Source organism: Streptomyces sp. NPDC040622, assembly GCF_055593965.1.
The window spans coordinates 586715-610156 of the sequence record NZ_JBVIXD010000003.1 but is presented as its reverse complement, the minus strand read 5'-3'; the positions used below and the strand labels follow the sequence as shown (position 1 = coordinate 610156).

General features: G+C 71.2%; 19 protein-coding genes and 1 pseudogene. 11 read left to right on the top strand and 9 right to left on the bottom strand.

What is annotated here, in order from left to right; genetic code table 11:
• Window positions 1-30: 30 nt before the first annotated feature.
• The gene (serS, locus tag ACZ592_RS11165; protein WP_471581232.1) at window positions 31-1308 is read left to right on the top strand and encodes a serine--tRNA ligase; all 1278 of its coding nucleotides are present in this window, start codon (window positions 31-33) and stop codon (window positions 1306-1308) included.
• Window positions 1305-2150 carry an HAD family hydrolase gene (locus ACZ592_RS11160; protein ID WP_471581231.1) on the top strand — a complete coding sequence of 282 codons (846 nt, stop codon included), beginning with the start codon at window positions 1305-1307 and terminating at the stop codon, window positions 2148-2150. The genes serS and ACZ592_RS11160 overlap by 4 nt, the downstream gene beginning before the upstream one ends.
• A gap of 162 nt (window positions 2151-2312) precedes the next feature.
• On the opposite strand, the gene ACZ592_RS11155 is transcribed toward ACZ592_RS11160, so the two are convergent.
• The 4 genes from ACZ592_RS11155 to ACZ592_RS11140 are packed head-to-tail and all read right to left on the bottom strand — an operon-like array spanning window position 2313 to window position 5849.
• Window positions 2313-3032: an ABC transporter permease subunit gene (locus tag ACZ592_RS11155; RefSeq protein ID WP_471581230.1), complete on the bottom strand. Its 720-nt coding sequence runs from the start codon at window positions 3030-3032 to the stop codon at window positions 2313-2315.
• 11 nt (window positions 3033-3043) lie between these two features.
• Entirely contained in the window at window positions 3044-3955 is a 912-nt protein-coding gene (locus ACZ592_RS11150) for an ABC transporter ATP-binding protein (protein ID WP_471581229.1), read from the bottom strand.
• Window positions 3952-4833 carry an ABC transporter permease gene (locus ACZ592_RS11145; protein WP_471581228.1) on the bottom strand — a complete coding sequence of 294 codons (882 nt, stop codon included), beginning with the start codon at window positions 4831-4833 and terminating at the stop codon, window positions 3952-3954. Before ACZ592_RS11145 ends, ACZ592_RS11150 begins: the two co-directional genes overlap by 4 nt.
• Entirely contained in the window at window positions 4830-5849 is a 1020-nt protein-coding gene (locus ACZ592_RS11140) for an ABC transporter ATP-binding protein (RefSeq protein ID WP_471581421.1), read from the bottom strand. Before ACZ592_RS11140 ends, ACZ592_RS11145 begins: the two co-directional genes overlap by 4 nt.
• A gap of 261 nt (window positions 5850-6110) precedes the next feature.
• Between ACZ592_RS11140 and ACZ592_RS11135 the strand changes: the two genes are divergently transcribed.
• The 8 genes from ACZ592_RS11135 (at window position 6111) to ACZ592_RS11100 (ending at window position 13887) form a co-directional block, all read left to right on the top strand.
• Window positions 6111-6962 (top strand): M24 family metallopeptidase, encoded by an 852-nt coding sequence (locus tag ACZ592_RS11135; RefSeq protein ID WP_471581227.1) that lies wholly within the window; start codon window positions 6111-6113, stop codon window positions 6960-6962.
• Window positions 6959-8752, top strand: coding sequence for an SDR family oxidoreductase (locus ACZ592_RS11130; protein WP_471581226.1), 1794 nt, complete (start codon window positions 6959-6961; stop codon window positions 8750-8752). The genes ACZ592_RS11135 and ACZ592_RS11130 overlap by 4 nt, the downstream gene beginning before the upstream one ends.
• On the top strand, window positions 8749-9681 hold the full coding sequence (locus ACZ592_RS11125; RefSeq protein WP_471581225.1) for a metal-dependent hydrolase: 933 nt from the start codon (window positions 8749-8751) through the stop codon (window positions 9679-9681). Before ACZ592_RS11130 ends, ACZ592_RS11125 begins: the two co-directional genes overlap by 4 nt.
• Window positions 9682-9695: 14 nt before the next feature.
• On the top strand, window positions 9696-10652 hold the full coding sequence (locus tag ACZ592_RS11120; RefSeq protein ID WP_471581224.1) for a MerR family transcriptional regulator: 957 nt from the start codon (window positions 9696-9698) through the stop codon (window positions 10650-10652).
• 168 nt (window positions 10653-10820) lie between these two features.
• Window positions 10821-11444: an RNA 2'-phosphotransferase gene (locus tag ACZ592_RS11115; protein ID WP_471581223.1), complete on the top strand. Its 624-nt coding sequence runs from the start codon at window positions 10821-10823 to the stop codon at window positions 11442-11444.
• A 6-nt stretch (window positions 11445-11450) separates the two neighbouring features.
• Window positions 11451-11918 carry a hypothetical protein gene (locus ACZ592_RS11110; RefSeq protein WP_471581222.1) on the top strand — a complete coding sequence of 156 codons (468 nt, stop codon included), beginning with the start codon at window positions 11451-11453 and terminating at the stop codon, window positions 11916-11918.
• Window positions 11919-11978: 60 nt separating this feature from the next.
• On the top strand, window positions 11979-12902 hold the full coding sequence (locus ACZ592_RS11105) for an LLM class flavin-dependent oxidoreductase (protein WP_471581221.1): 924 nt from the start codon (window positions 11979-11981) through the stop codon (window positions 12900-12902).
• Window positions 12903-12963: 61 nt separating this feature from the next.
• Window positions 12964-13887 carry a Cof-type HAD-IIB family hydrolase gene (locus tag ACZ592_RS11100; RefSeq protein ID WP_471581220.1) on the top strand — a complete coding sequence of 308 codons (924 nt, stop codon included), beginning with the start codon at window positions 12964-12966 and terminating at the stop codon, window positions 13885-13887.
• A 67-nt stretch (window positions 13888-13954) separates the two neighbouring features.
• Here the strand turns inward: ACZ592_RS11100 and ACZ592_RS11095 are convergent.
• The 5 genes and pseudogenes from ACZ592_RS11095 to ACZ592_RS11075 all read right to left on the bottom strand — a co-directional run.
• A pseudogene (locus tag ACZ592_RS11095) lies at window positions 13955-14524 on the bottom strand (M23 family metallopeptidase); the annotation flags it as partial.
• A 41-nt stretch (window positions 14525-14565) separates the two neighbouring features.
• Window positions 14566-16302 (bottom strand): GAF domain-containing sensor histidine kinase, encoded by a 1737-nt coding sequence (locus tag ACZ592_RS11090; RefSeq protein ID WP_471581219.1) that lies wholly within the window; start codon window positions 16300-16302, stop codon window positions 14566-14568.
• Between the two features lie 197 nt (window positions 16303-16499).
• Window positions 16500-20102, bottom strand: a complete 3603-nt coding sequence (gene cydD, locus ACZ592_RS11085) for a thiol reductant ABC exporter subunit CydD (protein ID WP_471581218.1) — start codon at window positions 20100-20102, stop codon at window positions 16500-16502.
• Between the two features lie 91 nt (window positions 20103-20193).
• Window positions 20194-21198: a cytochrome d ubiquinol oxidase subunit II gene (cydB, locus tag ACZ592_RS11080; RefSeq protein ID WP_471581217.1), complete on the bottom strand. Its 1005-nt coding sequence runs from the start codon at window positions 21196-21198 to the stop codon at window positions 20194-20196.
• Window positions 21199-21217: 19 nt separating this feature from the next.
• Complete coding sequence (locus ACZ592_RS11075) at window positions 21218-22759, bottom strand: cytochrome ubiquinol oxidase subunit I (RefSeq protein ID WP_471581216.1); 1542 nt, start codon at window positions 22757-22759, stop codon at window positions 21218-21220.
• A 270-nt stretch (window positions 22760-23029) separates the two neighbouring features.
• On the opposite strand from ACZ592_RS11075, the gene ACZ592_RS11070 reads away from it, so the two are divergent.
• Complete coding sequence (locus ACZ592_RS11070) at window positions 23030-23410, top strand: cyclophilin-like fold protein (RefSeq protein ID WP_471581215.1); 381 nt, start codon at window positions 23030-23032, stop codon at window positions 23408-23410.
• Window positions 23411-23442: the final 32 nt, after the last annotated feature.

Below are 23442 nucleotides of genomic sequence, written 5' to 3'. Positions count from 1 at the left end.
GCCGGAACCGCACGACGGTAGCCTTGAGGGGTGATTGACCTTCGCCTGCTCCGTGAGGACCCCGACCGTGTTCGCGCCTCCCAGCGCGCCCGTGGAGAGGACGTCGCGCTCGTCGACGCCCTGCTCTCCGCCGACGAGCGGCGCAGGTCGTCCGGCCTCCGCTTCGACGAGCTGCGCTCCGAGCAGAAGGCGCTCGGCAAGCTGATCCCCAAGGCCGCGCCCGAGGAGAAGCAGGAGCTCCTCAAGAAGGCGGGCGAGCTCTCCGCCGCGGTCAAGGCCGCCGACGCCGCGCAGGACGAGGCCGACGAGGAGACCAAGCGCCTCCTCCAGCAGCTGGGCAACCTCGTGCACCCCGACGTCCCCGTCGGCGGCGAGGAGGACTTCGTCGTCCTCGACACGATCGGCACCCCGCGCGACTTCGCCGCCGAGGGCTTCGAGCCCAAGGACCACCTCGAGCTCGGCGAAGCGCTCGGCGCCATCGACGTCGAGCGCGGCGCGAAGGTCTCGGGCTCGCGCTTCTACTACCTCACCGGTGTGGGCGCGCTCCTGGAGCTCGCCCTGGTGAACGCCGCGATCGCGCAGGCGACGGAGGCCGGGTTCATCCCGATGCTGACGCCGTCGCTGGTCCGCCCGCGCGCCATGGAGGGCACGGGCTTCCTCGGCCAGGCCGCGGAGAACGTGTACCACCTGGAGAAGGACGACTACTACCTGGTCGGCACCTCCGAGGTCCCGCTCGCGGCGTACCACATGGACGAGATCATCGACGCCGACAAGCTGCCCCTGCGGTACGCGGGCTTCTCGCCCTGCTACCGCCGCGAGGCCGGCACGTACGGCAAGGACACCCGCGGCATCTTCCGCGTCCACCAGTTCGACAAGGTCGAGATGTTCTCGTACGTCGACCCGGCCGACGCGGAGAACGAGCACCAGCGTCTCCTGGAGTGGGAGAAGCAGTGGCTGACCGGCCTCGGTCTGCCCTTCCAGGTGATCGACGTCGCCACCGGCGACCTCGGCTCCTCGGCCTCGCGCAAGTTCGACTGCGAGGCCTGGATCCCCACCCAGGGCAAGTACCGCGAGCTGACCTCCGCGTCGAACTGCGACGGCTTCCAGGCCCGCCGCCTGTCCGTGCGCATGCGCGAGGGCAAGAAGGTGCAGCCGCTGTCGACGCTGAACGGCACGCTGTGCGCCGTCCCGCGGACCATCGTGGCCATCCTGGAGAATCACCAGCAGGCCGACGGCTCCGTGGCGGTGCCCGAGGTGCTGCGTCCGTACCTCGGGGGACGAGAGATTTTGGAGCCCATCGCCAAGTGAGCCAGCCAGCTCCGGTCACGCCCTCCTTCCCGTACAAGCTGGTCGCGACCGACCTCGACGGGACGCTGCTGCGCTCCGACGACACGGTGTCGGAACGCACGCGCCAGGCGCTCACCGCGGCCACCGCGGCGGGCGCGGCGCACATCATCGTCACCGGCCGCGCGGTGCCCTGGACGCGGCACATCCTCGACGACCTCGGCTACGAGGGCATCGCGGTGTGCGGCCAGGGCGCGCAGGTCTACCACGCGGGGGAGCACCGGCTGCTCACCTCGGTGACGCTCGACCGCCAGCTGGCGGGCCTGGCGCTCGCCAAGATCGAGGCGGAGATCGGCCCCCTGGCGCTCGCCGCGAGCCGTGACGGCATCGACGGCGAGGTCCTGGTCGGCCCCGGGTACGCGGTCCAGGACGGCCCGCTCCCGGCCACGCCCTTCACGGACGTCACCGACCTGTGGGCGGCCCCGCTGAACAAGGTCTACGTCCAGCACCCCGGCCTCGGCGACGACGCGCTGGCCGAGGTGGCACGCAAGGTGGCGGGCGACCTGGTCGGCGTGACGATGGCGGGCGAGGGCATCGTCGAGCTCCTCCCCCTCGGCCTCTCCAAGGCCACCGGCCTCTCCCTGGCGGCCCGCCGCCTGGGCGCGAAGGCCGCGGACACGATCGCCTTCGGCGACATGCCGAACGACATCCCGATGTTCGGCTGGGCGGCCCACGGCGTGGCCATGGCCAACGCCCACGAGGACCTCAAGGCGGTGGCGGACGAGGTGACGACGTCCAACGAGACGGACGGCATCGCCGTAGTCCTGGAACGCCTCTTGGGCGACCGGACGGCAGCAATTCTCTGAGACGGGCGCCGCCGGGCTTCCCTCCTGCCCGGCGGCGGTTTCATCAGCCCGTACGGCGACGTTTTCAGCCTGCCCGGCGGCGATCTCAGCCCGTCCGGGGCTTGAGGACGAACGCGGCGAAGCCGGCGACGCCCGCCGCCGCCCGCCCCCGGCGCCGGGCGCCTACTCCTCCCCGGCCAGCGTCAGCGACCTCAGCTTCTGTCCGGCGTACCACGTGGCGACCGCGGTGACGGCGACCAGCAGGACCGTCGCCACCGGCAGGCCCACGTCCGAGGTGATCAGGTCGCCCTCGCCGACCTTCTGGGCCACCGCGAGGGACCACTGCTGCACGCTGAGCGTGCGCGCCCCGGAGACGAGCGAGCCGAAGAGGGCCTCCCACACCAGCGCGTAGACGAGGCCGAAGACCACGGCATGCCGCGTGATCGTGCCGAGGAGCAGGAAGATCGCGGCGTACGCGATGGAGGCGACCAGCGCCGCGATGGTGTAGGCGATGGCGATCTGCTGGCCGTTGCCGTTCAGGATCATGCCCGCGACGAACGTGGGGATCGCCGAGAAGGCCATGGTCACGGCGATCGCGACGATCAGCTTGGTGAAGATGATCGTGGGCCGCTTGACCGGCTTCGACAGCAGGTACACCACGGAGCCGTCGTCGATCTCGGGACCGATCGCGCCGGTGCCCGCGATGACGCCGATGATCGGCACCATCGTGGCGAGCGCGAAGCCGCCCAGGACGTCGACGGCCACTTGGTCGTCGGCGCCGCTGAAGGCGCGCACCGCTCCGGCGATCACGATCAGCAGGAGGGGCAGGGCGAGGAGGATGAGTGCGCGGCGTCGGCCGAGCAGGGCCCGGTAGGTGAGCCGGGCGACAGTGGGGTCGTACACGATGGCTCCCTTCAGGCCGCGACGAGGTAGGAGAAGACCGACTCGAGGGACTCGTCCGAGGGCGAGACCGTCAGGAGCCGGATGCCGTGCTCACGGGCGACCCGGGGCAGCAGCGCCGTGAACCGGCCGAAGTCGACCGCCTGAATGCGCAACGCGCCCTCCTTGAGGTCGACTTCGATGCCGGCCGTCGACGGGTCGGCGATCAGCGCGGCGGCCAGGGCCCGGTCGTCGCTGGAACGGATCAGATAGCGGTGGGGCCGGTCGGTCATCAGGCGGCGGATCCTGCGGAAGTCGCCGCTCGCCGCGTGCCGTCCGGCGACGATCACCTCGATGTGCGAGGCCAGTTGCTCGACCTCCTCAAGGATGTGCGAGGAGAACAGGACCGTGCGGCCCTGGCCGCCCATGGTCCGCAGGAGGTCCATCAGCTGCATGCGCTGGCGCGGGTCCATGCCGTTGAAGGGCTCGTCGAGCAGCAGCACGGCCGGGTCGTGGACGAGGGCGGAGGCCATCTTCACGCGCTGGCGCATGCCCTTGGAGTACGTCGAGATCTTGCGGTCCTGCGCGTACTCCATCTCGACCGTGGCGAGCGCCTTCTTCGCGGCCCGTTCGTCCAGGCCGTGCAACTCGGCGTTGGCGACGACGAATTCGCGGCCCGTGAGGAAGTCGTACATGGCCTCCCGCTCGGGGACGATGCCGATGTCCTTGTAGATCTGTTCGTTGCGCCAGATCGGCTTGCCGTCGAGGGTGACGCTGCCGGTGGAGGGGGCGAGGAAGCCGCCCATCATGTTGATGAGGGTCGACTTGCCCGCGCCGTTGGGGCCGAGGAGCCCCGTGACGCCCGGGCCGATGTTCATGGTGATGTCGTTGACGGCCACCACGTTCCCGAACCAGCGGGAGGTGTGGTCGATGTTGATGGTGCTCACAGCCCGACCTTTCGGTAGCGGCGCATCAGGGCGCCGTAGCAGCCCGCGATGAGGCCGAGGACGACGACTACGTAGACGACGCCCACGCCGGAGGAGGGGCCGTCACCGCCGGGGAAGGAGGAGGTTGCGCCGAGGAAGGCGGTCTGTACGCCGTCGATGAGCGTGATCGGCGAGAAGAGCCCGAGCCAGGCGATGGCGTCGGTGCTGCCCTGCTCGTAGGCGATCGCCTGGACCGTGGACACCGCCCCGTAGGTGATGGTCAGGACGGCGATGACGGCGGCGATGCCGAAGCCGCGCCGCGGGGTGACCGCCGAGATGACGAGCGCGATGCCGGCGAAGAGCAGCGAGAGCAGCGCCACGGAGACCAGACCCTGGGCGAATCCCTTCGTCTGGTCGGCGAAGTCGAGCTTGGCGAGCAGCGCCCCCACGTAGAGCACGAGGACGGGTGCGGCGGTGAGGACGAAGAGGGCGGAGGCCATCGCGGCGAACTTCGCCAGGACGTAGTCACCGCGCTCGATGGGCCGGGAGAAGTAGAGCGGGACGGTCTTGAAGCGGAGGTCGCGGGACACCGTCTGCGGGGCCTGTGCGGCCAGGAAGAGGCTGATCACGGCCTGGAGGAAGATCGCGTAGCGCGTGTAGTCGACGGGGAGTTCCTTGGCCTTGGTGGCCACGGCGACCGCCACCATGATCGCCGCGGGCACGCACATCACCGCGAAGAGGATCATCGGCAGGACCTTGGACTTGGCGGAGCGCCCGAGGCCGTAGGCGCCGCGCAGGCTCTGGGAGAAGAGCGAGCGGCGGGCGTAGGCACGGCCCAGGCGCGGGCCGTCGTAGTTGCGGTACCCGATGTTGTGGATCTGGGTGGACTCGGTGCTCATCGCGCCCCTCCCTCCTTCTGCTGTGCGGCGGTCGAGGTGGCCGAGGTGGCCGCCCATGCGGCCGCGCGCTCGGGGGCGGGTTCCTGCCGCGGCTCGTCCTTGAAGACCTCCGCGATGTGGTGCCTGCGCTGTTCCATCCGGACCAGGCCGAGGCCGAGGTCGGCGACGAGGTCTCGCACGACGTCGAAGGTGTCCTCGCCGTCCGCGGTGAGCAGGATCGTGTGTCCCGCGCCGGGCAGTTCGCCGCCGGTCTCCGTGGTGATGCCGCGGCCCCGCAGCGCGTCGCGCAACGCGGTGGTGCCGTCGGGGTAGTCGTCGGTGTCGGTGACCTCGACGGCGAGCGTCGTGGTCGTCTGGGTGAAGTCGGTGGTGGAGCTGGACCGCAGGAGCTTGCCGCCGTCGATGACGACGACGTGGTCGCAGGTGCGCTCCAGCTCGCCGAGCAGGTGCGAGGTGACGAGGACCGAGATGCCGAAGTCGGTGTGGACGCGGCGGATCAGGGCGAGCATCTCGTCGCGTCCGACCGGGTCGAGGCCGTTGGTCGGCTCGTCCAGGAAGACCAGTTGGGGGTCGTGGACGAGGGCCTGCGCGAGCTTCACGCGCTGCTTCATGCCGGTCGAGTAGCCGCCGATGGGGCGGTACCGCTCCTCGTAGAGCCCGACGTGGCGCAGCGTGTCGGCGGTGCGCTCGCGGGCCGCGGCGGGCGGCAGGCCGGACATGCGCGCCATGTGGACGACGAACTCGGTGGCCGAGACGTCGGGTGGCAGGCAGTCGTGCTCGGGCATGTACCCCACGCGTTCGCGGATCTCGCCGCCGCTGGTGGCGACGTCCAGGCCGAGCACGGCGGCGCGGCCCTCCGTGGCGGGGGACAGACCCAGCAGGATCTTGATCAGTGTGGACTTGCCGGCTCCATTGGCTCCGACGAGTCCGGTCACACCGGGCCCGATATCCATGGAGAGCCGGTCAAGCGCGGTCACCCTCGGGAACCGCTTGCTCAGGCTTTCGGTCGCGATCACAGTCACGCTTCGACGGTAGTGGCGCAGCCCACACCAACGCGTCAGACCAGGGGCTTGCCCTGCACTCACTCTGGAGTATTACGGGCCCGTAAGGGTCGTCCGGAAGTCGTCCCCTGGGGGTTCTTCCGGACCTGTCCCGCAGGGTTGGGCAGAACTCTTGACGTAGCCGCTGAGCATTGTCACATTCATCAGTGTCAAGTTACGACCGCGTACGGCGATGGACCGGACACGGGATGGACCGGACTCGGGACGGACGGTGGCATGACCTCAGCAGTGGCAGGCGAGCTCTCCGCGGAACTGCGGGGGTTCAGAGAAGTGCAGACCCTCGCGTATGCGTGCGCGGAGGCGGTCGCGGCTCAGCTCAAGCCCGGTGTGACGGAGCGCGAGGCCGCGCGGATGCAGCGGGAGTGGCTGCGCGAGCGGGGCGTGCGGGACTGGTTCCACCTGCCCTTCGCCTGGTTCGGTGACCGCACGGCGTTCGCGAACTTCCGGATCCCGCTGCAGTTCTTCCCCACCCACCGCAAGCTGGAGCCGGGGATGCCCTTCATCCTCGACATGGCCCCGGTCTACAAGGGGTTCACGGCCGACATCGGCTACTCGGGCTGTCTCGGCCTCAATCCCGTGCACGACAAGCTCCTCGCCGACCTGGAGGCGCACCGCGAGCTGCTCCTGCGCGAGGTGCGCGAGCGCCGGCCGCTGCGCGAGATCTACGAGGACGTGGACCGGCTCATGGTCCGCCAGGGCTATGCCAACCGCCATCGCGCGTATCCGTTCGGCGTCATCGCGCACAAGATCGACCGGGTCAAGGAGCGCCGGCTGACCCCGCATCTCTTCGGGTTCGGCACGCAGTCCCTGAAGGGCCTGGCGAGCGATGCCCTCCACGGGCACCGGGACGGCTGGTCGCCGCTGTGGTCCCCGTACAAGTTCTCCGACCACCCGCCCCGGCCGGGGCTCTGGGCGGTCGAGCCGCACCTCGGATTCCGGGGTACGGGCGCGAAGTTCGAGGAGATCCTGGTCGTCACCGACTCCAAGGATCCCGAACAGAGCGCGTTCTGGCTGGACGACGATCTGCCGCATGTGCGGCGCTGGGCTGAGGAGAGGGCCGCCGCATGACGACCGGAGACATCGGCAAGAGCACCGGCGGGGGCCTCGCGGGCGCACGCGAGCGCTGGGTGCGCACGGGCGGCGTGGAGCTGTGCGTCGCCGAGCTCGGCGACCCGGACCGCCCCACCGTCCTTCTGGTGCACGGCTATCCGGACTCCAAGGAGGTGTGGAGCGAGGTCGCCGAGCGCCTCGCGGACCGCTTCCACGTCGTGCTGTACGACGTCCGCGGGCACGGCAGGTCGACCGCCCCGCGGCCGCTGCGCGGCGGCTTCACCCTGGAGAAGCTGACCGACGACTTCCTGGCGGTGCTCGACGCGGTCAGCCCGGACGCGCCGGTGCACGTGGTCGGGCACGACTGGGGCTCGGTGCAGTCCTGGGAGTTCGTCACGGTCAAGCGGACGGAGGGCCGCATCGCGTCCTTCACGTCCATGTCGGGGCCCTCGCTCGACCACTTCGGTCACTGGATCAAGAAGCGCATGTCCCGGCCGACGCCCCGCAAGGTCGGTCAGCTCCTCGGCCAGGGCGCCAAGTCCTGGTACGTGTACATGCTGCACACCCCCGTGCTCCCCGAGCTCGCCTGGCGCGGCCCTCTCGGCAAGCAGTGGCCGAAGATACTCCAGCGCGTCGAGAAGGTCCCCGCGGGCGACTATCCGACGTCGTCACTGCCCCAGGACGCCGCGCACGGCGCCTGGCTCTACCGGGACAACGTCCGCGCGCGGCTGCGCAGGCCCCGCGCCGACGCCTACGCCCACGCGCCCGTGCAGCTCATCACGCCCTCCGGAGACGTCTTCCTGTCCGAGCGGCTCTACGACGAGCTGGAGCTGTGGGCCCCGCAGCTGGTCCGCCGCACCCTGCCGGCCAAGCACTGGGTGCCGCGCACCCGCCCGGATCAACTCGCGGCATGGATAGCCGAGTTCGTGACGTCGAACGAGGACGGCCTGCCCGTGAAGGACACCGCCGCCACCGGGAAGTACGCCGACCGGTTCGGCGGCCGGCTCGTGCTGGTCACCGGGGCGGGCAGCGGCATCGGCCGGGCCACCGCCTTCGCGTTCGCCGAGGCCGGTGCGCGTGTGGTGGCCGTCGACCGGGACGCGGAGAGCGCGGCCCGCACCGCGGAGATGTCCCGCCTGATAGGCGCCCCGGACGCCTGGGGTGAGGCCGTCGACGTCTCCGACGAGCAGGCCATGGAGAAGCTCGCCGAGCGCGTCGCCACGGAGTACGGCGTGGTGGACGTCCTGGTGAACAACGCGGGCATCGGCCTGGCCGGCTCCTTCCTGGAGACCAGCAGCGAGGACTGGAAGAAGGTCCTCGACGTCAATCTGTGGGGCGTGATCCACGGCTGCCGGCTCTTCGGCAGGCAGATGGCCGAGCGGGGTCAGGGCGGCCACATCGTCAACACCGCGTCGGCGGCGGCGTACCAGCCCTCCAAGTCCCTGCCCGCCTACAGCACCTCCAAGGCGGCGGTCCTGATGCTCAGCGAGTGCCTGCGCGCGGAGCTCAGCGGCCAGGACATCGGCGTCTCCGCGATCTGCCCCGGCTTCGTGAACACGAACATCACCTCGACGTCCCGCTTCGTCGGCGTCGGCGCCGACGAGGAGAAGCGCCGCCAGAAGAAGTCCGCCCGGCTGTACGGCCTGCGCAACTACCCGCCGGAGAAGGTCGCCGACGCGATCCTGCACGCCGTCGTCAAGAACCAGGCGGTGGTCCCGGTCACCCCCGAGGCCCGCGGCGCCCGATTCCTGTCCCGCTTCAGCCCCAAGGCCCTGCGCGCGATAGCCCGATTGGAGCCGCCGTTGTGAGCACGGAGAAGGGTCCCGACGCACGTTCCGAGGAGCACTACACGATCGTTCCGCGCCGGGTCTCGTTCGACTGGGACGAGACACCGCTGCACTGGATACCGGACGAGCCGACCGCCACCCACGTCATCAACGTCCTGCATCTGCTGCTCCCCGCGGGGGAGCGGTGGTTCGTGAAGGTCTTCAAGGAAGGCCTGCCGCTGATCACCGACCCGGTGCTGCGGGGCGACGTGAAGGGGTTCATGGGCCAGGAGGCCACGCACAGCGTGCAGCACGCGCACGTGCTGGACCACCTGGCGGCACAGCACCTCGACACCGCCGCCTTCACCCGGTACGTCGACTTCCTCTTCGAGAAGCTCCTCGGCGAGAGGCCGCCGTGGGGCCTGCCGGTGCCGACGCAGGAGTGGCTGCGCTTCCGGTTGTCGATCATCGCCTCGATCGAGCAGTTCACGGCCGTCCTCGGCAACTGGGTGCTGCACGCGGAGGGCCTGGACCGCGCCGGGTCCGACGAGGTCATGCTCGATCTGCTGCGCTGGCACGGCGCGGAGGAGGTCGAGCACCGCGCGGTCGCCTTCGACATGTTCCAGCACTGCGGGGGCGAGGGCCTGCCCCGGTACGGCCGCCGCGTGGCGGGCATGACGGTCACGGCGCCGGTGATGCTGTACCTGTGGATCTGGGGCACGGCCTATCTGATCCGCCACGACCCCCGGCTCGCCGGCCGCCTGCGGTACTCGCTGGCCGAGCACAACGAGGCGGTCCGCAAGGGCCTGCTGCCCACCTGGCGCGAGATCGGCACGGCCATACCCCGCTACCTGCGGCGGTCGTACCATCCCTCCCAGGAAGGCTCGTTGCGCAAGGCCGTCGAGTATCTGGCGCGGTCACCCGCGGCACGGGTGGCGGCGGGCGCGGTCGGCCGGGCGGCCACCGCCTAGGGGCCGCTTCAGGGGTGCCCGGCAGGTCGGGCCCCCGGCACGAGTCATCACGGAGGACGGGCAGCGTGGAGTACCGCATCGAGGACCTGGCGCACCACAGCGGGGCGACGGTCCGCACGATCCGCGCCTATCAGGACCGCGGACTGCTCCCCCGTCCCGAGCGGCGCGGCCGGGCGAACGTGTACGGGGACACGCATCTGGCGCGGCTGCGGCAGATCGCCGACCTGCTCGACCGCGGCTACACCCTGGCCTCCATCAAGGAGCTCCTGGAGGCCTGGGACGCCGGCCGGGGGCTCGGCGGGGTGCTGGGGCTCGCCGCGGAGGTCGACGGGCCGTGGACGGACGAGAAGGCCGACCGGATCTCCCGCGCGGAGCTCGACGCGGCCTTCGGCGGCACTCCGGACGAGGCGGCGGTGTCCGACGCGATCGCCCTCGGCGTGCTCGAACCGATGCCGGGGCGCGAAGACGAGTTCCTGGTCCCCAGTCCTCAGGAGCTCGCGGTCGCGGTGGAGTTGTACGCGGCCGGCGTTCCGCTACCGGCGATCTCCGGGCATTTGCGCGAGTTGAGGGGGCAGGTCGAGCACATCGCCTCGCGTTTCCTGGAGTTCACGACCGAGCACGTCTTCGCGCGCTATCTCGGCCCGCAGCCGCCGACCGACGCCGAGGCGGCAGAGGCGGCCGATCTCGTGCGCAGGCTGCGCCCGCTCGCCCAGCAGTCCGTGGATGCCGAACTGGCGCGCGCCATGCGCATGTTCGCCACCCGTCACCTGCGGCAGCACCTGGACTCCGGCGAGCCGCCTCCCCGGTCGGACGAGCCGCAGCATGTGGCACTTCCGGCGTCCACAATGCGTGCTGTCCAAGGACTGGTTGGGGAAGAGAACGCCTCGGCGTTCATCGCGGCGGCTGCCGAACGAGAGGTTCAGGCAAGGACATTGGACACACTTGCCGCAACTCACCGCAAGCTTGAATAAGTTGACCAAATGCCACTTATCCTTGGCCAGTTGTCCACAGAATCACCAACTAGCCTGTGGATAACTCGACTTGGCTGTGGATCAAACCTTCGAACCGAAATCCGTCGATGAAAAGTCGGTGGACGAAAAAAGAGTGCGCGGGAAACCGAACGCCGGGACGCTGAGCGCATGAAAGAAGCACGCCCCACGCCCTCCCAGCACCCCACCCCGTCCGCACACCCCACCCCGTCCGCACACCACACCCCTTCCGACCAGCGCACCGTGAAGGTCTCCACGTACCTGTCGAAACACCTGCGCCACCGCCCGGACCGGATCGGACTCACCCTCGACGCGAACGGCTGGGTGGAGATCGACACGCTGCTCGCCGCGGCCGCCGCACACCACTTCCCCCTCACCCGCGCCGAGCTCGACCACGTGGTGGCCGTCAACGACAAGCAGCGCTTCGCCGTCGAGGACGGCCGGATCCGCGCCAGCCAGGGCCACTCCGTCGACGTCGACCTCGATCTGCCGCCGTCGGCCCCTCCCGCGTACCTCTTCCACGGCACCGTGGCCGACCGCCTCCCCGCGATCCGCGCCGAAGGGCTGCGGCCCATGAACCGGCACGCCGTGCACCTCTCGCCCGACCGCGAGACCGCGACGCGCGTCGGCGCCCGCCGAGGGCGGCCCGTCGTCCTGTCCGTCGACACCGGCGCCATGCACCGCGACGGACACGTCTTCCGGGTCAGCGCCAACGGCATCTGGCTCACCGCCGCCGTCCCACCCGCCTACCTGCGCTTTCAGGACCCTCACTGAGCAGGCATGATCGACGGCATGGAGCACCTGAACAGCACCGAGGCCGCTCTCATCGCGCTGCGCGGGATCGCCCGTGAGTACGACCGGGAGATCGAGGTCGGCCATGACATCGGCGCCGACCAGACCTCGCGCCGCACCGCCGCGGGCGTCGGCGCGACGACGGACCCCGACGGTTCGCTGCCGCACGAGGCGTTCGTCGAGTTCGGCGGCTCGCCCCGCCTCACGGTCCGGCTCTACCCCGACGACGGCGACGCCGACGCGCTCATCACCGTGGAGGGCGTCGAGTGCCCCGACGTGCCCCGCGACTCCGTGCCCGCCTTCGTGCGGTCGGTCCTCGGCGGCCTCGCCCACGTCAGGGGCAGGCGCTTCCCGCCCGGCTACCGGCTGATCGTGCCGCTGCCCGGCGACGAGACGTACAAGGAGCGGATCCCGATGATGACCCTCACGCCCTGGCTCGGCGCCCGGATCCGCTGACGCCCCGGTGGTACGGGTCCGCCGCGCGGCCGCCCCGCGCGCGGACATACGCTCGGATGCATGAACCTGCGTCTGAGCACCGTGATCCTGCCCGTCCGCCGCTGGCACGAAGGGGGCAGGGAACGCTGGCAGCGCGCGGAGGAGCTGGGTTTCCACACCGCGTACACCTATGACCACCTCTCCTGGCGGACCTTCCGCGACGGCCCCTGGTTCGGGGCGGTGCCGACGCTGACCGCCGCCGCGAGCGCCACCGAGCGGATCCGCCTCGGCACGCTCGTCACCTCGCCCAACTTCCGGCACCCGGTGACCCTCGCCAAGGAACTGATCAGCCTCGACGACGTCTCCGACGGCCGGGTGACGCTCGGCATCGGAGCGGGCGGCAACGGCTTCGACGCCACCGCGCTGCGCGCGACCGGCGAGGAGCCCTGGACCCCGCGCGAACGGGCCGACCACTTCGGCGAGTTCCTGCCGCTCCTCGACCGCCTTCTCACCGAGGACGTCGTGTCGTACGACGGCACCTACTACTCGGCGAACGAGGTGCGGAACATCCCCGGCTGCGTGCAGCGCCCCCGGCTGCCGTTCGCCGTGGCCGCGACCGGTCCGCGCGGGCTGCGTCTCGCCGCCCGCCACGGCCAGGCATGGGTGACGACGGGCGACCCGAAGCTCTTCGGGAACGGCACCCCGGAGCAGTCACTTCAAGCCATCCGCGGGCAGGCCGACAAGCTCGCCGCGGCCTGCGCCGAGATCGGCCGCGACGCCGGCGAGCTCGACAAGGTCCTGCTGACCGGGTTCACCCCCGACCGCCCCCTGGACTCCTTCGACGCCTTCGTCGACTTCGCGGGACGCCACGCCGAGCTGGGCTTCAACGAGATCGTCGTGCACTGGCCGCTGCCGGACACGGACTTCGCGGCGGACGAGAAGGTCTTCGAGCGGATCGCGATGGAGGCCCCCGCCCAGCTGAACACCAGCGCCTCCGGGGCCTGACCGCACTCAGATGTGTGCCCCAGCGCACGCCCGTGCAGACAGGTGCGGGACAATCGATGGCGTGACCTCAGCTACCTCTGGGCCCCGGCCCCCGGCCTCCACCGCTCCGGCAGCCAGCGCACCGGCCGGGCCGCGCCCGCGGCCCCGGCTGATCGCGACGGATCTGGACGGCACGCTGCTGCGCGACGACAAGACGGTCTCGGACCGCACCGTCGCCGCGCTCGCCGCCGCGGAGGCGGCCGGGATCGAAGTCTTCTTCGTGACCGGCAGGCCGGCCCGCTGGATGGACGTCGTCAGCGCCCACGTCCACGGTCACGGCCTCGCCATCTGCGGGAACGGCGCCGCGGTGGTCGACCTGCACGGCGGTCCCGGCACCCACAGCTTCGTCAAGGTCCGCGAGCTGTCGAGGGAGTGCGCCCTCGACGTCGTCCAGCGGCTGCGCGCCGCCGCGCCGGGCACGTCCTTCGCGATCGAGCGCACCGGGGGGCTGCACCACGAGGAGACGTACCCGCCGCTGCACATGGAGCCGGGCGAGAGCGTCGCACCCGCCGAGAAGCTGCTCGCCGAGAGCAGGGCGGACGCGGCCGTCGCCGAACAGCCCGTCCTGAAGGTGCTCGCCTTCCACCCCGGCCTCGCGCCCGACGAGTTCCTGGTGCTCGCCCGCACCGCCATCGGCGACCGGGCCATGGTCACCCGGTCCAGCCCGAGCGCCCTCCTGGAGATCAGCGGCCCCGGCGTCTCCAAGGCAAGCACCCTGGAGCTGTGCTGCGCCGAACGCGGCATCACCCCGGCCGAGGTCGTCGCCTTCGGAGACATGCCGAACGACATCGAGATGCTCGCCTGGGCGGGCACGTCGTACGCGATGGGCAACGCCCACCCGGACGTCGTCGCCGCGGCCTCCGGGCGCACGGTCGCCAACAACGACGACGGCGTCGCGGTCGTGATCGAACAGATCCTCGCGGACCGGCGGAACGCCACGGACTGAGACGCGGGCGGAACGGGCGGAAGGCACCCGCCCGTACTGCCGCCCCCGCCGGTACCGCCCGCCCTGCTCAGAGCGTGACGCCCCGCTCGTCCAGCCACTTCACCGGATCGACGCCCGACCCCAGATCGGGCGTCAGCCGTGTCTCGAAGTGCAGGTGGGGACCGGTCGAGTTGCCCGTCGTGCCGACCTGCCCGACCCATTGGCCGGGCCGCACCCGGTCCCCCTGGTCGACGGTGACGGCCGCCAGGTGCGCGTACTGCGTGAAGTACCCGCCCTTGTGCCGCACCACGACCTCGATGCCGAAGCCCCCGCCGCACGACACCCGCTCCACCCGGCCCGCGCCGACCGCCCGCACGGGCGCCCCGATACCGACCGCGAAGTCCTGACCGGTGTGCCGGTGCGCCCAGCGTCCACCGGCGCTGTCGAAGCCCGCCGAGAGCTCGTAGGACTCCACGGGCGCCACCCACGCACGCGTGGCGGGCCTTTTCGGCTGCTTCAGGCGTACGGCACCGCGGCACTTCCCCGCGGCGGCGGACCGGTCGGCCTCGCCCTGCAGGGTCCACCTGGCCGTCTCCAGCTTCCGCTCGATGCCCCGCTTGAGGCCGGCCAGGCGTACGTTGCGCCGGTCCAGGGAGCGTGCCCGCACCGGGCGTCCCGGGCCGGACACGGCCCGCGGGGTCAGAACGGCGCCTCCCACACCACCGTCGTGCCGCCGCCCTCCTCGCCGATGCCGGAGCCGTACCAGCTGTCGCCGCCCAGCGACTCGGCCCGCCGCTTGAGGTTCTTCAGGCCGCTGCGACGGCCGCCCTCCGCGATGCCCACGCCGTCGTCGGCGACGGTCAGGCGCACGCCCTGCTGACCGTCCGGCAGGACCGCGGTCGAGTCGACCACGACGTCGATGCGGGCGGCCTGCGCGTGCCGGAACGCGTTGGACAGCGCCTCCCGGAGGGCCGCGATGAGGTTCTTGCCGGTCAGTTCGCCGACCACCGTGTCGACGGGGCCCACGAAGTGGTGGGTGGGCTTGAAGCCCAGCGGGACCGCGGCCATGTTGATCTCGCGCAGGACGCGGGTGCGCAGCCCCGAAGGGGCCTCGGCCGGCCCCTGTTGCAGGGCGAAGATCGCCGTGCGGATCTCCTGGATCGTCACGTCCAGCTCGTCGACGGCCCGGCCGACACCGACCTGCACCTCCGGCACGACCGACCTGCGCTGGGCGCTCTCCAGCATCATTCCGGTGGCGAACAGGCGTTGGATGACGAGGTCGTGCAGGTCCCTGGCGATCCGGTCGCGGTCCTCGTAGACCGCGAGCCGCTCCCGGTCGCGCTGGGCCTCGGCCATCATCAGCGCGAGCGCGGCCTGCGAGGCGAACTGGGTGGCCAGCGTCCGCTCTGCGTCGCTGAAAGGCCGTGCCCCCCGCGCGCGTGGTGTCACCAGCGTCCCGAGGACCCGGCCGTCGCTCTGCAGCGGCAGCATCATGACCGGGCCGTAGGAGCGGGCGAGGTCGGTCATGATGCGCGGGTCGGAGGCCGCGTCCTCAATGAAGACGGACTCCCCGCCGAGCAGGTCGGCGACGATGCGGCTCTCCGGGGGGACGATCACGCCGAGCGCCCCGGTGGGCTCCTCGGAGGAGACCGCGACGATCTCCATGCCGCCCTCCTCGTCGGGCAGCAGCACGATGCCGGCGTCGGAGTCCGCGAGGTGTCTGGCCTGCTCGGCGACGACCGCGAGCGCGTCCTCCGCGTCGCTGCCGGACAGCAGGGCAGTGGTGACCGCGACCGAGCCGTCGATCCAGCGCTCGCGCTGCTTGGCGGCTTCGTAGAGGCGCGCGTTCCCGATGGCGATGCCCGCCTCCGTCGCGAGGACGCGGACCATGTGCACGTCGTAGTCGTTGAAGTCCGCCCCGTCCCGCTTCTCGGTCAGATAGAGGTTGCCGAAGATCTCGCCCTGGACGCGGATGGGGACACCCAGGAAGGTCCGCATCGGCGGGTGGTGGGGCGGGAATCCGCAGGAACGGGGGTCCGCGGAGAGGTCGGCAAGGCGCAGGGTCCTCGGCTGGTGGATGAGGGCGCCGAGCAACCCCTTGTGCCCGTCGGGCAGGCGTCCGATGCGCTCCGCGGTCTCCGCGTCGATGCCGTGGTAGACGAAGTCGGACAGCCCCTCGCCGTCCTCGGAGACGACGCCGATCGCGGCGTAGTGGGAGTTCGCCAGCTCGGCCGCGGTCTCGCAGATGCGGTCCAGGGTGGTGTGCAGTTCGAGCCCGGTGCCGACCGACCGCATCGCTTCGAGCAACTGCGGCACCCGCGAGGTCAGCTCGGGCGAGAGCCCCTGAAGGCTGCGGGTCGCCCGCGCCGCCGCCTCCACCGAGTCCGGGGAGCCGTCGGGGGGCGGTGAGTCGGCGGAGGCCGAGGGTGCTGACATGTCTTTGAGCCTAGTAAGTCCTATTTGCAGGGGAAAGTCGAAGCGGGTACCGGTTCGGCGCGCTCAGGGGGCGCCGGGCGGTGCGGCGGGCGTCCGAGGGGGACGGTGACCGGGCGGCTCGGGCGTCGGCGGGCTCGCCCGGTACGCGCGCAGTACGAGGTCGGGACGCCTCACCACGAGTACGAGGCCGAAGCGCCTCACCCCGCCACGAGCAGATCCGCCGCCCGCTCCACCGCCAGCATCCGCCGCAGCGGGCCCTCCTCCGCCGCGAGCTCCGCGTACGTGCCGCGCTGCGCCACCCGGCCCGCGTCCAGGACGAGCACCTCGTCCACCGCGTCGAGCCCCGCGAGCCGGTGCGTGATGAGCAGCGTCGTGCGTCCCTCGGTCGCGGCGAGGAGGTCGGCGGTCAGGGCGTCGGCGGTGGGCAGGTCGAGGTGTTCGGCGGGCTCGTCCAGGACCAGGACGGGGAAGTCGGCGAGCAGCGCGCGGGCCAGCGCGAGACGCTGGCGCTGCCCCCCGGAGAGCCGGGCGCCGTGCTCGCCGACGAGCGTGTCCAGGCCGTCGGGCAGCGAGTCGGCCCAGCCGTCGAGCCGCGCCCGCCGCAGGGCGTCGCGCAGCTCGCCGTCGGTGGCGTCCTTCTTGGCGAGCAGCAGGTTCTCGCGGACCGAGCTGTCGAAGATGTGCGCGTCCTGCGCGCACAGCCCGACCATGCCGCGCACGGTGTCGCCGTCCAGCGCGGCCGCGTCCGTGCCGCCGAGCGTGTACGCACCCTCGGACGTCCCGAGGAACCGCAGCAGCACCTGCGCGAGCGTCGTCTTGCCGGACCCGGAGGGACCGACCACGGCGATCCGCCGCCCCCGTTCCAGCGTCAGGCCGACGCCCGCGAGCGCGTCCCTGCCCTGCCCCTCGTAGCGGGCGCGCAGCCCATCGAGGCACAGGGGGAAAGGCGTCAGCGGCACCTGTGCGGGCTCGGCGGGCTCGGGGACGGGCACGGGCGCGTCGAGGACCTCGTGGACCCGCTCGGCGCTCTTCCTGACCCGCTGGCGGTACTGCACGGCGAGCGGCAGCCCCATGACCGCTTCGAACGCGGCGAGCGGCGTGAGCACGACCGTGGCGAGAGCCACGCCGCTGAGCCGCCCGTCGTGGGCCGCCTGCGCGCCGACGAGCGCCGCCGCGGCCACGGTGAGCCCGGTGATCAGCGCGCCGAGCCCGTCGCCGAGCGCGGTGGCGGTGGCGCCCCGCGACGCGATGCGGGTCAGCTCGGCGTCGGCCTCCGACGCCTTGGCCGTACGACGCCGCAGCGCACCGGCGACGGTCAACTCGGCGGTCCCGGTGAGCAGATCGGCCACGCGGGTGGCGAGCACCCCGCGCGCGGGGGCCAGCTTCCGCTCCGCGCGCCGGGCCACGGCCCCGCTCACCAGCGGCACGCCGACGCCCGCGGCGAGCAACCCCGCGGCCAGCACGGCACCCGCCTCGGGCAGCAGCCAGGCGGTGAAGCCGACGGCTCCCGCGCTCACGACGAACGCGGCGGACGCCGGGAGCAGCCAGCGCAGCCAGTAGTCCTGCAGGGCGTCGACGTCGGCGACCAGGCGGGTGAGGAGGTCGCCGCGCCGGGCCCCGCGCAGGCCCGCGGGGGCGAGCCGCTCCAGGCGCCGGTAGACGGCGACCCGGGTGTCGGCGAGCATCCGCAGCACGGCGTCGTGCGAGACCAGGCGCTCGGCGTACCGGAAGACGGCGCGGCCGATGCCGAAGGCGCGGGTCGCCGTCACGGCGATCATCAGGTACATCACGGGCGGCTGCTCCGAGGCCCGCGAGATCAGCCACCCGGAGGTGGCCATCAGCCCCACGGCGGAGGCGAGCGCGAGACTGCCGAGCAGCAGTGCCAGCGCCAACTGGCCCCGGCGCGCCCGCGCGGCCTGCCTGACCCGGGCCAGAGCGCCGCCCTTCGAGCCGGACGTCCCACCGGCACCGCCCTTCGACCCGGACGCCCCACCGGCACCGCCCTGCGGCCCGGAGGTCCCGGCAGCGCCGACGGGCTCGGCCACCCCGCCACCGCCGGTGCGGCCGGCCGTCCCGCCCGCCGGCCGGGGGATGCCCGCCTCAAGCGGAGTCGAGCCGGCCGCGCTGTCGGAGAAGGGCGGGCGCGCGCCCTGGCGCCCCGCGTCGGCCACGGGGGCGTCCAGCCGTACGACCCGGTCTGCGACGGCCAGCAGCGCGGGCCGGTGCACGACCAGCAGCACGGTCCGCCCGACGGCGAGCCGTCGGACCGCCTCGACGACCTCCGCCTCGGTGCCGCCGTCCAGTGCCGCCGTGGGCTCGTCGAGCAGCACCACGGGCCGGTCCGCGAGGAACGCCCGGGCCAGCGCGAGCCGTTGCCGCTGCCCGGCGGACAGCCCGGCACCGTCCTCACCGAGGACCGTCCCAATCCCGGCGGCCAGCGCGTCCACGAACTCCAGCGCACCCGCGTCCCGCAGGGCCTCCCGCAGCTGCGCGTCGTCCGCCTCCGGCCGTGCGAGCCGTACGTTCTCCGCGACGGTTCCGGCGAAGAGATGGGGCCGCTGCGGCACCCACGCGATCCGCTCGCGCCACCGTTCGGGCGAGACCTCCGCCAGGTCGGCGCCGCCGACGCACACCCGCCCGCCCGCGGGCCGTACGAAGCCCAGCAGCACGTTCAGCAGGGTCGACTTGCCCACCCCGCTGGGCCCCACGAGCGCCACGGTCTCGCCGGGCCCGACCTCGAAGGAGACATCGGACACGGCGTCCGTCGACCGTCCCGGGTAGCGGACCGTCACGCCCTCGAAGGCGAGGGCACCGGCGGGTGCGGGCCCCGTCCCGGCCGTCGGCACCGGGGTCTCCAGGACCTCGAAGATCTCCTCGGCGGCCGAGAGCCCCTCCGCCGCCGCGTGGTACTGCGCCCCCACCTGCCGCAGCGGCAGGTAGGCCTCGGGCGCGAGGACGAGGACGACGAGGCCGTCGTACAGGTCCATCTCTCCGTGGACGAGCCGCATGCCGATGGTCACCGCGACCAGCGCGACCGAGATCGTCGCGAGCAGTTCCAGGGCGAACGACGACAGGAAGGCGATGCGCAGCGTCCGCATCGTGGCCTGCCGGTACGCGCCGGTGATCGTGCGGATGGACTCGGCCTGCGCCTTGGCGCGGCCGAAGACCTTCAGGGTCGGGAGGCCGGCCACGACATCCAGGAAGTGGCCCGACAGCCGCGAGAGGAGCCGCCACTGGCGGTCCATGCGGTTCTGTGTGGCCCAGCCGATCAGGATCATGAAGACCGGGATCAGGGGGAGCGTCACGACGATGATCGCCGCCGACACCCAGTCCTCGGTGACGATGCGGGCGAGTACCGCCACCGGCACCACCACCGCGAGCCCCAACTGCGGCAGATAGCGCGAGAAGTAGTCGTCGAGAGCGTCCACGCCGCGCGTCGCGAGAGAGACGAGCGAACCGGTCCGCTGCCCGGTCAGCCACCCGGGCCCGAGTTCCCCCGCCCTCTCGAGCAGCCGCCCCCGCAGCTCCGACTTGACCGCCGCGCTCGCCCGGTGCGCGGCGAGCTCGGTCAGCCAGGAGACCAGGCCCCGGCCCGCCGCGACCGCGGCGAGCAGGACCAGCGGGGTGCCCAAGTCCCCCGCGGAGTGGCCCTTCTGGAAGGCGCCCACCACGATCTCGGCGATGAGCATCGCCTGGCCGACGACCAGGCCCGCCCCGACCAGCCCGAGAACCACCACCGCGACCAGGAAGAAGCGAGTGGCGCGGGCGTACCGAAGCAGGCGCGGGTCGATCGGTTTCACGTGAAACACACCCTCCGAAGGACGGGGGACCGGCAGGTCGAAGCGGACTCAGTGCGCGACAGAGGTGACCTCGTACGCGACATCAGCGATGTCAGTGCGCCGCATCAGCGATGTGCTGCGTACCGATCCGCTTGCGGAACACCCAGTAGGTCCACGACTGGTAGAGCAGCACGACCGGAGTCGCGACGCCCGCGCACCACGTCATGATCTTCAGGGTGTACGGGCTGGACGAGGCGTTGGTGACCGTGAGGCTCCACTCCTCGTTCAGCGACGACGGCATGACATTCGGGAAGAGCGTCAGGAAGAGCATCGCGACGGCCGCCGCGATCGTGATCCCCGACAGCGCGAACGACCAGCCCTCACGCCCGATCCTGATGGCCGCGATGGCGCCCACCAGGGCGACCACCGCCACGATCATCGCGATCAGGCTCTTGCCGTCGCCCTTGTCGGCCTGGGTCCAGATCAGGAAACCGAGCGCGAGCACCGCCGTGACGAGGCCGAGCACCAGCGCCGTCTTCCGCGCCCGTACCCGGATGTCGCCCACCGTCTTGAGCGAGGCGAACACCGCGCCGTGGAAGGTGAACAGCGTCAGGGTGACAAGGCCGCCCAGGATCGCGTACGGGTTGAGCAGGTCCCAGAAGTTGCCCACGTACTCCTTGTGGGCATCGATCTTCACGCCGCGCACGATGTTGCCGAAGGCGACACCCCACAGCAGCGCCGGGATCAGCGAGGTCCAGAAGATCGCGTGCTCCCAGTTGGTCTGCCAGCGCTCCTCGGGCCGCTTGGCGCGGTACTCGAAGGCGACACCGCGCACGATCAGACAGATGAGGATGATCAGCAGCGGCAGGTAGAAGCCGGAGAAGAGCGTCGCGTACCACTCGGGGAAGGCGGCGAAGGTCGCGCCGCCCGCCGTGAGCAGCCACACTTCGTTGCCGTCCCAGACGGGTCCGATGGTGTTGATGAGGACCCGCTTCTCGACCCGGTCACGGGCGAGCAGCTTGGTCAGGACACCGATCCCGAAGTCGAAGCCCTCCAGGAAGAAGTAGCCGATCCACAAGACGGCGATCAGTACGAACCAGACGTCGTGAAGTTCCATGTCCTCGTCGCTCCTTCCTTCAGTACGAGAAGGCCATGGGCCGGTCGGCATCGTCGGAATCGGAGTCGGAGCCGTTGCCCGACCCGGGACCGCCGATCTTGGTGGGCGGGTTGAGGTCCGCCTCGGTCAGCTCGGGCGGGCCCTTCCTGACGTACTTGAGCAGCAGCTTCACCTCGATCACGGCGAGGATCGCGTAGATCAGCGTGAACCCGATGAGCGAGGTGAGCACCTCGCCCTGCGAGACCCCGGGCGAGACGGCGTCTCTGGTGCGCAGGACGCCGTAGACCACCCAGGGCTGCCGCCCCGTCTCGGTGAAGATCCAGCCCCAGGCGGTGCCGATGAGGGGGAAGATGAGCGTCCACTGCGAGAGCTTCCACCACCAGGAGCCGAGCCTCGGCGCGAGCTCCTTGTTCTTGGTGAGCATCAGCTTGGGGACGTCGTCCTCGCCGGTGCGGTGCTCGGGAGCGAGCCAGAACTTCTTGCGCGTCAGCCACAGGCCCGCGGTGCACAGCACCATCGAGACCCCGCCGAAGCCGATCATCCAGCGGTACGACCAGTAGGCGGTGGGGATGTTGGGCCGGTAGTCGCCGGGCCCGAACTTGTCCTGCGCTTCCTTGTTCAGGTCGTTGATGCCGGGGATCTCGGCACTGAAGTTGTTCTTGGCGAGGAAGGACAGTATCCCGGGGATCTCGATGGCGACGTCGTTGTGGCCCTTGGAGACGTCGCCGTACGCGAAGAGCGAGAACGGCGCCGGCTTCTCGGTCTCCCACAGCGCCTCGGCCGCCGACATCTTCATCGGCTGCTGGTCGTACATCACCTTGCCGAGGGTGTCGGCGCTGACGACGGTGAGCAGGGTGCCGGCGAACGCGGCGACCAGGCCGAGCCGCATCGACATCCGCATGGTGCGCACGTGCTGCTTCTTGCGCAGGTGGAAGATGGCGATGCCGGTCATGAAGGCGCCGCCGACCAGGACCGCCGCCGAGATGACGTGGAAGAAGTTGACGATGGTCGTCTCTTGGAAGAGCACCTTCGCGAAGTCGGTGAGCTCGGCGCGCTTGGTGCCGTCCCGCTCCACGATCTTGTAGCCGACCGGGTGCTGCATAAAGGCGTTGGCGGCGATGATGAAGTACGCCGACAGGACCGTGCCGACCGAGACGATCCAGATCGTCGCGCAGTGCAGCTTCTTCGGCAGCTTGTCCCAGCCGAAGATCCACAGCCCGATGAAGGTCGACTCGAAGAAGAAGGCGATCAGGGCCTCGAAGGCGAGCGGCGCCCCGAAGATGTCGCCGACGAAGCGCGAGTAGTCGGACCAGTTCATGCCGAACTGGAACTCCTGGACGATGCCGGTGACGACACCCATCGCGATGTTGATCAGGAACAGCTTGCCCCAGAACTTGGTGGCTCTGAGGTAGTGCTCCTTGCCGGTCCGCACCCAAGCCGTCTCGAGGATCGCCGTGAGGGCGGCGAGCGAGATCGTCAGGGGAACGAACAGGAAGTGGTAGACGGTCGTGATGCCGAACTGCCATCGCGCCAGGGTCTCTGGCGCTAGAGCCAGGTCCACTGCGTCAACTCCTTACTCGCCGTGGTCATAGCGGCAGTTTGCCCCTTTTATCCCACTGATCTCCGGAGGAACCGGGACACGCTTGTGAACGCGTTCACATTCACAAGCATTATGTCGTACCGGCTGCCGCCTCTGATACAGGGGGGTCCCCTTACCGGGAGGAACGTGGCCCGCCCCGACGGGGCGGGCCGGGGGCGGACGGCGAAAGGCCCCCGAGGCGAACCCCCGGGGGCCTTCCCAAGAACTTCAACATATTGTTGAATCCGCGCCATGCAGATACGGATCTCCTGGCCCGCAGGCCACCTCACCGCGACGCTCGACGAGACTCCCACCAGCCGCGCCATCGGCGAGGCGCTGCCGCTCGTCTCCACCGCGAACACCTGGGGCGAGGAGGTGTACTTCGACACCGGCCTCAGCCTGCCGCGCGAACCCGGCGCCCAGCAGGTCGTCGAGCCCGGCACGGTCGCCTTCTGGACCGACGGCGACGCCCTCGCGCTCCCCTACGGGCCCACCCCGATCTCGCAGGGCGACGAGTGCCTCCTGGCGAGCCCCTGCAATCTCCTGGGGCGGATCGACGGCGACCCGAGGGCGCTGGCGTCCGTACGCGCCGGCGACCCCGTACGGGTCGAACTCGCCGAGAACCTGGGCTAGGGCCAGGGCCGGTGCCGGGGCTGGGGCGAGGA

What these genes read in the sequence shown, in the direction of transcription:
- ACZ592_RS11145 (WP_471581228.1), bottom strand. Translation starts at nt 4,833, where the DNA reads ATGAGCACCGAGTCCACCCAGATCCACAACATCGGGTACCGCAACTAC.
- ACZ592_RS11135 (WP_471581227.1), top strand. Translation starts at nt 6,111, where the DNA reads ATGACCTCAGCAGTGGCAGGCGAGCTCTCCGCGGAACTGCGGGGGTTC.
- ACZ592_RS11130 (WP_471581226.1), top strand. Translation starts at nt 6,959, where the DNA reads ATGACGACCGGAGACATCGGCAAGAGCACCGGCGGGGGCCTCGCGGGC.
- ACZ592_RS11115 (WP_471581223.1), top strand. Translation starts at nt 10,821, where the DNA reads ATGAAAGAAGCACGCCCCACGCCCTCCCAGCACCCCACCCCGTCCGCA.
- ACZ592_RS11110 (WP_471581222.1), top strand. Translation starts at nt 11,451, where the DNA reads ATGATCGACGGCATGGAGCACCTGAACAGCACCGAGGCCGCTCTCATC.
- ACZ592_RS11105 (WP_471581221.1), top strand. Translation starts at nt 11,979, where the DNA reads ATGAACCTGCGTCTGAGCACCGTGATCCTGCCCGTCCGCCGCTGGCAC.
- ACZ592_RS11090 (WP_471581219.1), bottom strand. Translation starts at nt 16,302, where the DNA reads ATGTCAGCACCCTCGGCCTCCGCCGACTCACCGCCCCCCGACGGCTCC.
- cydB (WP_471581217.1), bottom strand. Translation starts at nt 21,198, where the DNA reads ATGGAACTTCACGACGTCTGGTTCGTACTGATCGCCGTCTTGTGGATC.
- ACZ592_RS11070 (WP_471581215.1), top strand. Translation starts at nt 23,030, where the DNA reads ATGCAGATACGGATCTCCTGGCCCGCAGGCCACCTCACCGCGACGCTC.